The following is an 11,969-nucleotide window of genomic DNA, read 5'->3' as shown; positions in this document are numbered from 1 at the left end:
GTCAGTCCTTCTCTCGGGTCAGGTAGCGCTGCACTGCGGAGATCAGCAGCACGAGGACGAAGAATACGAGCGAGATGGCCGAGGCGTAGGAGGTTTCCTGCTGCTTGAAACCGGAGCGGACTGCCTCGTAGATGATGGTGGTGGTGGAGTCGAGCGGCCCGCCTTGGGTCATGACGCTGACCTGGTCGAAGAGCCCGAGCGCCTGGATGGTGATGGTCACCAGGACCAGGCTGCGGGTGTGCTTCAGGCCCGGCCAGGTCACGTAGCGGAACTGGTGCCAGCGGCTGGCGCCGTCGAGCTGCGCCGCCTCATACAGCTCGCCGGAGATGCTCTGCAGGCCGGCAAGCCAGATGATCATGTGGAAGCCGGCGGCCTGCCAGATGGACAGCGCGATGATGGCCGGCATGGCGGTTGCGGGGTCGTTGAGCCAGTCCGCGCCCGGAATGAGGCCGAAGCTCACCGTGGAGAGGATCTCGTTGATCAGGCCGTCCTTGCGGTACATGAACAGCCACAGCAGGGAGACCACCACCATCGAGGTGACCACGGGCAGGAAGTAGATGGTGCGGAAGAAATTCACACCGCGGAACTTCTTGTTGATCAGCAGCGCCATGGCCAGGGCGAGGGCCGACTGGACCGGGACAACCACGACGGCGAAGTAGCTGACGTTCAGCAGGGCCCGCCAGAAAGTGGGATCGGTGAACAGCCGGGCGAAGTTGTCCGTCCCTACGAACTCCACGGGCCGGGGCGAAATGAGCCGGGCGTTCGTGAATGCGAGGCCGAAACCGAGGATCGCGGGAAGGAACACGAAGGCGAGCAGGAGGACCGCTGCGGGAGCGATCATCCCCCAGCCGCTGAGCTGTTCGCGAAGATAACCTGGGCGCCGGCGGCGCGGGGTGGCCGGGGCCGGGGCCGCCGGTGCGGGGGCGCCGGAGCGCCGCGTGGGAAGCTGGGTGGTTGTCATGGGAGTCTCCGTTGACAGTCAGTGCCGGCGGGAGGACGACGGCGGCAGTTGAGTGCCGCCGTCGTCCCGCCGTTCGGCAGCCGGCTAGCTCTTGTAGCCGCCGTTGGACTTGATGTTGGCGTCAATCGCCTTGACCGCCTTGTCCAGGACGGTCTTCGCGTCGGCCCCGGCCAGGATGTCCTGGACGGCCTTGCCGTATTCCGTGGCGATGAAGGGGTAGGCCGGTGTCTCCGGACGCATGACTGCGAACTCGCGGGAGAACTCCATGAAGATACGGTTGGGACCACCCTCGGCGAACGCGGGAATCAGTGCCGCGGCTTCATCAGTGGCGGGGATGCCTCCCGTTGCCTTGATGACGGCAGCCACGTTTTCCGGCTTCAGGGAATAGGACAGGTAGTCCATCGCGGCGTCCGTATTGTTGCAGCCGCTGGTGACGCCCCACTGCCAGGAAGCTCCGCCGATTTTGGGACCGTTGCCCAGGTCCACCGTGGGCATGACCACCAGCTCATCTCCCAGGGCGGCCCGGGCCTTGTCCCCTGCCCAGGAACCGGTGTAGAGGATGCCGCTCTTGTTGTTCAGGAAGTCCTGGGTAGAATCTTTCCCGCTCTTCTTGGCCATGAAGCCCTGGTCGGCCAGGCCGTGGAACCACTCGGCCCATTCAACGGCCTTGTCACCGTTGAGGGCGCCGTCGGCGGACTGGAATCCGTCGCGGTTGATCAGGTCGCCGCCGAAGGACTGCAGGAGAGGCGAGTAGGCGTAGGGCAGCCATTCGCCGGCGCCGGCCGTGCCCATGTCCAAGGGGTATTGCCACTTGCCCAGGGCCTTGAGCTTGGTCAGCGCGTCCTGGAACTCTTCCTTGGTCCATGGCTTCTCAATGGTGGCGACGCGGACGCCCGCCGCAGCGAGATCAGATTTGCGGGCAAACATGGACAAAGCGACGTCGCCGTACCCAACTGCATAGGTCTCGCCCTCCCACTTGGCCACGGTGCTGGGGAGGTTCTTGGACAGGTCGGCCGAGAGCTTGAGCGGAGTCAGGTACTGCGCCCACGCCCAGTTGGGGACGTTGGGGCCGTCGATGTCCACAAGGCAGGGCAGCTTGCCTGCGGCGGCGGCGGACACCACCGAGTCGTTGTAGGACTCCTGCGGGAACGCCTGGACCTTGATCTGAGCCTTGGCGCCGCTGCTCTTGTTGTAGGAGTCCACAACGCCCTGGATCGCCTTGAGCTCATCCGGGTTGCCGGCGTTGTGGGTCCACATGGTGATTTCGTTGCTGCCATCGGTTGTTGCCGAGGCGCTGCCCTTGCCGCAGGCGCCCAGGGTGCCCATGAGCGCCGCCGCGGCTATGCTGGTGGCCAGGATCCGAGTGAATCGCTTGTTCATGATGGTCAATCTTTCTGCTGAATTTGTGCGTGGTTGATTGCCCCGGGTCCGTCGGGACGTGGCCGCTGCAACGGCTGCGTCCCTTTTTTACGGGTCCGGGCTTCGGAGTGAATGATGTTGTGGTGGTGGTTGCTGGCCGGTTATGCCGGGGGCGGACCCACCGAGCCCCGCTCGATCAACGGGCAGTCCAGCTGTGTCTGGACCGACGGAGCCCCTGGATTCTCGATGTCGTCCAGGATCCGGTTGACCGCCCAGCGCCCCATGTCGTAGTGCGGTAGAGCCACGGTGGTGAGGCCCGGCCAGAGGGCGTCCGCGATGATCTCCAGGTTGTCGATGCCCACGATGGAGACGTCCTCCGGAATGCGCAGCCCGAGTGCCATGGCCGCTTGGTAGACGCCCATGGCCACCCTGTCGCTGAAGCAGAACAGCGCTGTGGGACGATCGGGCTGGCCGAGAAGGCCCAGCGCGGCCTCACGGCCTCCCTGCGTGTGCGCCGTTCCAATGACGAAGTGGCGGGGGTCGTGCTCCAGACCGTGGCGCCGGAGAGCGTTAAGGAAGCCCGTCCGCCGGCCGTGCGTGGCGGGGATGTCGTCCTCGTTGTTGATCATCCCGATCCGGGTGTGGCCGGCCTGGATAAGAGCTTCAACAGCGGTTTCGGCCGCGCCCACCTCGTCCGGGACAACCGAGGAAATGGAGGCATCCTCAGTGACTGCGTCCAAAATGACGGTGGGAAGTCCTGCCAGTTCCGTTGGGAGCCGGGCATTTTGGTGGTACAGCCTGGCGTACACAACACCGTCCACCTGATGCTGCTGGAGCATGCGGATTTCCCGGGCCTCCAATTCGTTGTCCAGGCCGGAGTTGACCACCATGACCACGTAGCCGCGTTCGTAGGCGGCGTCCTGCGCCCCCCGGATCATGGCACCGGCAAAGGGAGTGGTGGTGATCTCATCACTGACAAGCCCAAGGATTTGGGACCGCTGGTTGCGCAGTCCGCTGGCAAGCCTGTTGGGTGCGTAGCCAAGATCCTTGGCAACGTCCCGGATGTGCTGCTGAGTTTCCGCCTTGACCCGGAAGCTGGTGGCGTCATTGAGCGCGTGTGAGACCGTGGTCACCGAAACCCCGGCGGCCTTTGCCACCTCGCGTATTCCAACCCTTGTCGCCATCGACTGTCCTTTGCAAAACGTTTTGTACTTCGTGTGACCCACAGTACACAAAACGTTTTGCAAGTGTCAACCTTCTGGTTTGCGGCCGCGCTTCGATGCGGGCCGGGACCAATCCGACATAGGGTGGCGTTGGTCATAAAAACGCGAATACTCCCGGCGGGCCGGGGTACGTGAACTCTGGGCAAAGGTCTTGGAGGCATCCACGGCACCGAGGAAGAACCTGTGGAAGGGAGCAATCCAGTGCGGAAATCAAGTACCGACGAGAGAAGCGCAGGACCGGAGGCCGTAGCCGCCGAGGCCGAAGAGACACCGGCGGAAGAAACAGTTTCGGCCACGGCCGATTCTGCTGCCGAGCCGGCGGACATCACTTACGATGAGCAGTTTTATCCGGCACGCCCGAAAGCTCTCAGACCGATCGCCCGCAGGCGCCAGTACCTGGCTGCCAGGCCGTCCCTTGAGTTTGACGGGCGCAACGCGGCGTATGTCGAGTGGCTGCGGAACCAGGCCATGCTGGGAGACGCCAACACGCTCGCGCGGCAGCTCTCCGGGCAGGCCAGCATGTGGCAGAACTCCTACGCGCATCCCAACCCCCGGGCCGCCGTCGAGCGCGCTCCGGTATGGTTCACCGCCTACCCGCTGTCCTTCATTACCCGGCCTGGCCAGTCCTTCCTTTCTGCCCTGGGTGATCCGGGGATGTGGGAAGCCTTTCGGGAGATCGGGATCAGGGCGCTCCATACCGGCCCGGTCAAACTGGCAGGAGGCATCAGTGGCTGGACCCAGACTCCCAGCGTCGACGGGCACTTTGACCGGATCAGCATGGCGATCGACCCTGTGTTTGGAACGGAGGACGAATTCCGGCAGATGTGCGACGTCGCCGCCGACCACGGCGGAACAGTCATCGATGACATCGTTCCGGGCCACACCGGCAAAGGAGCGGACTTCCGCCTTGCCGAAATGAACTTTCGGGACTACCCGGGCATCTATCACATGATCGACATTCCCGAGGAGGACTGGCACCTGCTGCCGGACGTGCCCGAAGGTCAGGATTCAGCCAATCTGAGTCCCGACTCGGAACAGGCGCTGCAGAAAGCCGGATACATCATTGGCCGGCTCCAGCGGGTCATCTTCTATGAACCCGGCGTCAAGGAGACCAACTGGAGCGCAACGCGGCCGGTCGTTGACACGACCGGAAAGACCCGGCGCTGGGTCTACCTTCACTACTTCAAGGCGGGCCAGCCGTCCATCAACTGGCTGGACCCCACCTTCGCCGGCATGCGCCTCGTCGTCGGGGACGCTTTGCATTCACTGGTCGATCTGGGCACCGGCGCGCTCCGCCTCGATGCCAACGGCTTCCTGGGGGTGGAAAAGAGCGCCGAGGAACAGCCGGGCTGGTCTGAGGGACACCCGCTCTCCGAGGCAGCCAACCAGCTCATTGGATCCATGATCCGAAAGGTTGGCGGGTTCTCGTTCCAGGAGCTGAACCTGACAATCGACGACATCAAGGCGACGTCCGAGTCCGGCCCGGACCTTTCCTACGACTTCATCACCCGGCCCGCCTATCACTACGCGCTGGTCACCGCCGACACCGAGCTGTTGCGGCTGACGCTCCGCCTGTCGATGGAAATCGGAGTCGACCAGGCCTCGCTGGTCCACGCCCTGCAGAACCACGACGAACTCACCTATGAACTGATGCACTTCGCCTCCGGACACAGGGATGAGGTGTTCGAGTTCAACGGCCAGGAACTCACCGGGGCCCAGCTCGCCGAACAGGTGCAACAAACCATGAGGGAGCGTCTGACCGGGGAGAACGCGCCGTACAACGCCGTGTTCACGACCAACGGCATCGCCTGCACAACGGTGAGCTTCATCATGGCCGCGCTCGGCATCCAGGACCCTGAAGCGATAACCCGCGAGCAGGAGGCACAGGTACTTGATGCCCACATCCTGCTGTCGATGTACAACGCCCTGCAACCCGGAGTTTTCGCCCTTTCCGGGTGGGACCTCGCCGGCATATCGGCCCTCGACCGCAAGCATGTCCACGAGCTCACCTCCCAAGGTGACACGCGCTGGATCAACCGCGGAGCCCACGACATCATGGGCACCAGCCCGGATGCGGAGACCTCCTCGGCGGGTATGCCACGCGCCCGCAGCCTGTACGGGCCGCTCCCCGAGCAGCTCCAAAATCCCGCTTCCTTTGCGCGTCGGCTCCAGCGGATCCTGGCCGTGCGGGAGGAGAGCGGCATAGCCACCGCCACTTTGTTGGATGTGCCGGACGTTTCCCACCGCGGACTGCTCGTGATGGTCAACCAGCTGGGGGACGGGACGCTGCAGGTCACTGTGCTCAACTTCTCCGGCCAGGACATCGCCGGCAGCATCCAGTCCGCGCACCTGCCGCCCGGCGCCGCCGTGCACGATCTGTTCAGCGGCGAGACTGTCGGGCACGTCGATGACCTGCACAGTTTCTTCCTCGAACTGCCCGCCTATCAGGGCACAGCCCTGCTGCTGAAGGAAGAGGACGCCGGGGACGAGGCCTAGCTAAGCTCCGATTCGACGGTTCCCTGCACGCTCGCCGCTGCGAAGCATCGAGTGCGCAGGGAACCATCGAAATGGCGCGCCCGTGCCGGTGCCAGGCCCGAGCTAGATGTGCCGTGCGTCCACAAGCGCCTCGTCAGCGTCCTCGAACTCCACGGCCGCGACAATTTCCCTGGTCTCCGGGTGGATCATGAAGGCCTCGTCGTCGTCCTCGATCATGAGGAAGTCGCCGTGGTCCGTGCTGAACTGCCACGCCAGGACGGTCTCGCCGTTGTGCTCGAAGTTGGGGTCGCCCATGGTGATCTTCTGAAGCGTGTACCCCGCGATGTCGCACAGTTCGCGGATGATCAGTTCAAACTCGGGTGCGGTCTCGAGAGCCGCCTGCTCGGCTTCGGCCCGTCGCTCTTCAAGGTCTGGAACCCGCGCCACGCGCGAGGCGATGTGGGCGGCGAGCTCCTCCCCCACCAGGACCAGCAGGCCCTCCTGTCCGCGGAGCCACGCGGCGTTCAGCCCGGTGATGTCCTCGGTTTCGAGCAGCGCCTCGAACTCGGCGTCGAGGTCCTCGAGGGCCTGGACAGCGTCCGGCAGTTCACCGTCCGTCTCTGCGTCCCATTCGCCGTCGAGGTAGATCTCCGCTTCCTCCTCGGAGAGGGCGTCGAAGGCCTCGGCCGTGCGGTCGAACAGGGCCAGGTGGGCGGTGGCGCCCATGGCCTGGAGACCCTCGCGGATGTACGTGTCCAGCTCGTCGCGGTCCGCGGCCGTGAAAACGTACTGCGCGAATCCGCCGCCCAGCGCCTGAGTGACGTAAAAGTCCACAAAGTAGCTGCGCAGGGCGTTGGGGGCGATTTCGCCGGCATTGAGCAGCTCCCGGAACATGGCATTGACCACGGCGACGTTGGCGTCAACCACCTCGTCGTTCGTGGCGTCGGCGCTTTCAAGCATCAATACGACGGGGTACTCGTTGGAAGTCATGGGGATCCTCACTGCAGAAGCCGGTGTTGCTCGGAACAGTTTCAACGTACGCGCCGCCGCCTGCCGCGGGTTGAGGCGCAGGTGAACGGCAGGCGAAGTTTCGGGGCCTCTCCCGGCTGACTAAGATGGATCAGATAACCTGCAGAATTTTGACCTGCCGAAAGTAGCGCGCACCATGCCATCCAAACCGGACGAGAGTGCGGCACTGGCAATCCAGACCCCGGCGATCAACGACCGCTCCCTCGCGGCCGGACTCGCCTATGCCATGGGCAGCCGCGTCGCCGGGATTTCGTTCGACGCCGCCACCGGCCTGATGCTGGGCAAGGTGCGCGGCGGCGCCGACGCACCGTACTCAACAACCGCCAAACTGGTCCGGCGAGGAGGAGGCTGGAGCTGTACCGTCGGCGTCTGCAGTTGCCCGGTCCGCAAGGACTGCAAGCATGTGGCTGCCCTGCTCTTCGCCGCCGAGGACAATCCGGCCATCAGGGTGAAGCTGCTGGCACCGGCGGACATTTCCCGGCTCTCCAGGGAGGAGACCGCGCCCAAACTCGCAGACTGGGAACAGGCCCTCAGCCCGCTGATTTCGCAGCCCGGCATCACGCCGTCCGCGGGCGGCATCCCGCTGGCGCTCCAGTTCGAGGTGGAGGAGCCGGCCCCGCACTTCTCCTACACCGGCCGCCGGGACCCGTTGCGCAGCGTCCGGCAACTCAAGGCCCGCCCGGTGATCATGGGTGCCAAGGGCAAGTGGATCCGCGGCGACGTCTCGTGGAACACGCTCAGCTACCTGAATTTCAAGCGGGAATGCAACGAGGCCCACGTGGAATGGATGCAGTCCTTCCTCGCCGCCCACACCTCGGCGGCCAGCCGGGTGCACTCGTCGGCCGCCCTGTGGCTGGGGATGAATACGTTCGCCGGCAAGAACCTGTGGAGCCTGCTGGACGAAGCCAAGAAGATCGGTGTTGCCCTGGTCCACAGCCGCGGGCAGGAGCCCGTCAGGGTCGTTGAGGCGCCCGCCGCCGTCGGCCTTAATCTGAGCCGCTACGGCAGCCCGGCGTCCGACGACGGCGGGCTGGAGCTTGCCCCCACCATCACCGTTGAGGGGGTCGAGGCGGATCCCGCGGCGGTAGGCACCATCGGCCGTCCGGCGCACGGCATTTTTGTCACGTCCGGCGGGGGTGCGCTTCCCGGCGCCGCCGGGGACACCGCCATCACCCTCGCCCCGCTGGAAAGCGGGCTCAGTGAGGAGCTCCTGACGTTCGTGACGGCAGGCAGCACCCTCCAAATCCCGGCGCGGGATGAGAGCCGCTTCCTCACGGGCTTCTATCCCAAGCTCAAGCAGGCGGCACGGGTCACGGCATCGGACGAGTCGGTGGAACTGCCCGAATTGGCCGTGCCCACCCTGTCCCTGCTGGCAAACTACGGCGCCGACCACCGGGTCCGGCTGCATTGGGAATGGCACTACACATCCGGAAACCTCGTCACTGCGCAGCCGCTGTGGCGCCATCCCGGCGACCATGGCTACCGCGACGACGCCGCCGAGGCCCGGATCCTGGAATCGCTCGGCCAACCGTGGGATGTGGTGCCGAAGCTGGGTGAGTCCGCCACCGGCGGCTGGGGTACGCCGCGGCTCGCTGCGACGGCAGAACTCAGCGGTCTGGACACCCTGGCGTTCACGGAGGAGGTCCTCCCCCGGTTGCGGGACACCCCCGAGGTGTCCGTGGAAACATCGGGCGACATGGCCGACTACCGCGAGGCCGAGGAAGCCCCGGTGGTGGCGATCTCCACCAAGGCAACGGACCAGCGCGACTGGTTCGACCTGGGCATCGTGATCACCCTGGAAGGCCAGCCCGTGTCCTTCGCCGCGCTGTTTTCTGCGCTCGCCGCCGGACAGACGCGCATGCTGCTGCCCAGTGGCGCCTACTTCTCGCTGGACCTGCCGGAGCTGCACCAGCTGCGGGCGCTGATTGACGAAGCCCGCTCCCTTCAAGACAACCCGGACAACAAGGACGGCACGCTGCAGATCAGCCGTTTCCAGGCCGGGCTGTGGGACGAGCTGGCGCAGCTGGGGATCGTCGATGAACAGGCCGCCGCCTGGCGCCAGTCCGTGGGCGGTCTGCTGGAGGGCGACATCCGGGGCCTGCCGCTCCCTCCCACCTTGAACGCCGAGCTGCGCCCGTACCAGCTGGAGGGCTACAACTGGCTGAGCTTCCTGTACCGGCAAAGGCTCGGCGGTGTGCTGGCCGACGACATGGGGCTCGGCAAGACCGTGCAGGCGCTGGCCCTGATGTGCGCCGCGAAGGAGCATGAAGACAGCCCGTCCGACGGCGGTGCGCCCTTTTTGGTAGTGGCTCCCACGAGCGTCGTGGGCAACTGGCAGGCGGAGGCCGGGCGCTTCGCGCCGGGGCTCACGGTGCGCGCGATCGGCGAGACGTTTGCCAAGAGCGGGGCTGACCCGGCCGAGGCCATGGCCGGGGCGGACATTGTCATTACGTCCTACGCCCTGTTCCGGATCGACTACGAGGCTTACGCGGGGCGGCGGTGGTCCGGACTGGTCCTGGACGAGGCCCAGTTTGTGAAGAACCACCAGTCCAAGGCCTACCAGTGCGCCCGCAAGCTTCCGGCGGCATTCAAGCTGGCCATCACCGGCACACCGCTGGAGAACAATCTCATGGAGTTCTGGGCGCTGACCTCGATTGTGGCTCCCGGGCTGTTCGCGAGCCCCTCGCGGTTCGCCGAGTATTACCAGAAGCCCGTGGAGAAAAACGGCGACAAGGGGCAGCTGGACAAGCTCCGCCGTCGGGTCCGTCCGCTCATGATGCGCCGCACCAAAGAGCAGGTCATCAAGGACCTGCCGCCCAAGCAGGAGCAGATCCTGGAGGTGGTCCTCAACCCGCGGCACCAGAAGGTGTACCAGACGCACCTGCAGCGCGAGCGGCAGAAAATCCTGGGCCTGATCGACGATGTGAACAAGAACCGCTTCACGATCTTCCAGTCGCTGACACTGCTGAGGCAGCTGAGCCTGGACGCGTCACTCGTGGATGCCTCACTGTCGGGAGTGCGGTCCAGCAAGCTGGACGTGCTCTTCGAACAGCTCGAGGACCTGGTGGCCGAAGGTCACCGCGCCCTGATCTTCAGCCAGTTCACGGGCTTCCTCGGGAAGGTCCGCGAGCGCCTCATCGAAGAGAACATCGAGTTCTGCTATCTCGACGGCGGCACCCGGAACCGCACGGATGTGGTGAACGAGTTCAAGAACGGCGCGGCCCCGGTGTTCCTGATCAGCCTCAAAGCCGGCGGCTTCGGCCTGAACCTCACCGAAGCCGACTACGTGTTCCTGCTGGACCCCTGGTGGAACCCGGCGTCGGAGGCACAGGCCGTGGACCGCACACACCGCATCGGCCAGGCCAGGAACGTCATGGTGTACCGGCTGGTGGCCAAGGACACCATCGAGGAAAAGGTCATGGCGCTCAAGGCGAAGAAGTCGCAGCTGTTCGCCGACGTGATGGAGGGCGACGCGCTCTCCGGCGGCGCGCTGACGGCCGAGGACCTGGCCGGGCTCTTTAACGACTGACTTAGCGACTGACGGGCAGGGCGACGCGTGCCAGGCCGGCAGCCGGGGCAACCAGGGTCCGTGAGCCGGCCTGCTTCCGGAGCCATTTGCCCAGCGCCTTGCCTTTGCCCTTCCACCAGCTGTCCTCGTCGGTGTCGGTGCGCCACCGGTAGGTCAGAACCACCAGCACGAACATCCCGGCGGTTACGTTCGGCCAGACGCCGGAGGCCGCATCGAGCAGCACCCGGAGGGCCATGGTCAGAACCGCCAGCGGCGCGAGCGTCCGGAAAACCGTGTTGGCCACGTACCGTCCGTGGGAGCGCGGCACGGACATCATGCGGACCATGTCGGAACAGGCGCACACGACCACCAGGGTCTGGCCCAGCGTCAGCACGATCGAGCCCGGCAGTGAGCCGGCGAACTGAACGGCCGAGGCCAGCCCGGAGCTCATGGCCTGCCCCGGCGCGCTATGTGTGCCGTCCCGGATCTGTGCCGGTGTGTGGCCGGCTTCCGCGAAAATATCATCCTGTTCCCCCCGCTGATGTTGACTCCTGCCCTGTGACAACCCATTCAACGGCGCGCCCCGGCCTGGCGTCACGCGAGGCGACTACCCGTTTTTAGTGCGGGAACTACCCGGAATCTTCCGGCAGTACGCGGGCTGGCCAGGTAGGGCAGCCGAGCCTGCGGGCCTCGCCTGGCCGGGCCCACGCCGGTAGAATCGGACAAACTTGCGGCCGGAAATCCGGCGGAACCGAGTGGCAGTCCCGTGAAACCACCCCGCTGCATCACGCCTCTCATCACATCGCGCAGAACGGACAAGACGCATGACGAGACTGCTGATCATCGGCCCTCCGGGCTCGGGCAAAGGCACCCAGGCACACCGCCTCAGTGAACAGCTGGGCATCGTGGAGATCTCCACGGGCGACATGTTCCGGACCCACCTGGCCGCCCACACTCCCTTGGGGATCCAGGCGGAAAAGTACTTGGACTCCGGCAACCTCGTCCCGGACGATGTCACCACCGCCATGGTCCGCGAGCGGCTGTCCCGGCAGGACGTCTCGAACGGATTCCTCCTTGACGGCTATCCGCGCAACGTTGCCCAGATGCATGACCTGGACGCCATCCTGAAGGGCACGGGAAATGCACTGGAGGCCGTTCTGGAAGTCACGGTCGGTGACGAGGAGATCGTCCGGCGGCTGCTGCTCCGCGCCGGCATTGAAGGACGAACCGATGACACCGAGGACGTCATCCGCCACCGCCTGCGGCTCTACCGCGAAGAAACCGAACCCGTCATCGCACACTATGCCGAACGCGGCATAGTGTGCCGCGTCGACGGGGCCGCCGACATCGACCAGGTCACCGCCAGCGCGCGGAAGGGGATCGAAACCGTCACGGCACGGACGGCCACCTGAGC

The 11,969-nt window shown here is 65.4% G+C and carries 8 protein-coding genes; 3 read left to right on the top strand and 5 right to left on the bottom strand.

Features of this window, described 5'->3' with window-relative positions; translation table 11 throughout:
• Position 1 precedes the first annotated feature (1 nt).
• The 3 genes from AC5RUM_RS15815 to AC5RUM_RS15805 form a co-directional block, all read right to left on the bottom strand.
• A complete protein-coding gene (locus tag AC5RUM_RS15815) occupies positions 2-961 on the bottom strand; it encodes a carbohydrate ABC transporter permease (protein WP_494035819.1) in 960 nt (319 codons plus the stop codon).
• Between the two features lie 84 nt (positions 962-1,045).
• Positions 1,046-2,341, bottom strand: coding sequence for a sugar ABC transporter substrate-binding protein (locus AC5RUM_RS15810; RefSeq protein ID WP_494035818.1), 1,296 nt, complete (start codon positions 2,339-2,341; stop codon positions 1,046-1,048).
• A gap of 140 nt (positions 2,342-2,481) precedes the next feature.
• Positions 2,482-3,504, bottom strand: coding sequence for a LacI family DNA-binding transcriptional regulator (locus AC5RUM_RS15805; protein ID WP_494035817.1), 1,023 nt, complete (start codon positions 3,502-3,504; stop codon positions 2,482-2,484).
• 240 nt (positions 3,505-3,744) lie between these two features.
• On the opposite strand from AC5RUM_RS15805, the gene treS reads away from it, so the two are divergent.
• Positions 3,745-6,039 (top strand): maltose alpha-D-glucosyltransferase, encoded by a 2,295-nt coding sequence (gene treS / locus AC5RUM_RS15800; protein ID WP_494035816.1) that lies wholly within the window; start codon positions 3,745-3,747, stop codon positions 6,037-6,039.
• A 102-nt stretch (positions 6,040-6,141) separates the two neighbouring features.
• Here the strand turns inward: treS and AC5RUM_RS15795 are convergent, their stop codons facing one another.
• Positions 6,142-7,008 carry a DMP19 family protein gene (locus tag AC5RUM_RS15795; RefSeq protein WP_494035815.1) on the bottom strand — a complete coding sequence of 289 codons (867 nt, stop codon included), beginning with the start codon at positions 7,006-7,008 and terminating at the stop codon, positions 6,142-6,144.
• 175 nt (positions 7,009-7,183) lie between these two features.
• Here AC5RUM_RS15795 and AC5RUM_RS15790 point away from each other — a divergent pair, with 175 nt between their 5' ends.
• The gene (locus AC5RUM_RS15790; protein WP_494035814.1) at positions 7,184-10,576 is read left to right on the top strand and encodes a DEAD/DEAH box helicase; all 3,393 of its coding nucleotides are present in this window, start codon (positions 7,184-7,186) and stop codon (positions 10,574-10,576) included.
• A 1-nt stretch (position 10,577) separates the two neighbouring features.
• On the opposite strand, the gene AC5RUM_RS15785 is transcribed toward AC5RUM_RS15790, so the two are convergent.
• Positions 10,578-11,006, bottom strand: a complete 429-nt coding sequence (locus AC5RUM_RS15785) for a hypothetical protein (protein ID WP_494035813.1) — start codon at positions 11,004-11,006, stop codon at positions 10,578-10,580.
• Positions 11,007-11,379: 373 nt separating this feature from the next.
• Here AC5RUM_RS15785 and AC5RUM_RS15780 point away from each other — a divergent pair, with 373 nt between their 5' ends.
• Positions 11,380-11,967: an adenylate kinase gene (locus tag AC5RUM_RS15780; protein WP_494035812.1), complete on the top strand. Its 588-nt coding sequence runs from the start codon at positions 11,380-11,382 to the stop codon at positions 11,965-11,967.
• Positions 11,968-11,969 lie beyond the last annotated feature (2 nt).

This window comes from Arthrobacter sp. B2060, from assembly GCF_059090445.1.
The sequence above is the reverse complement of the archived record's forward strand: the minus strand, read 5'-3'. Positions and strand labels throughout refer to the sequence as shown.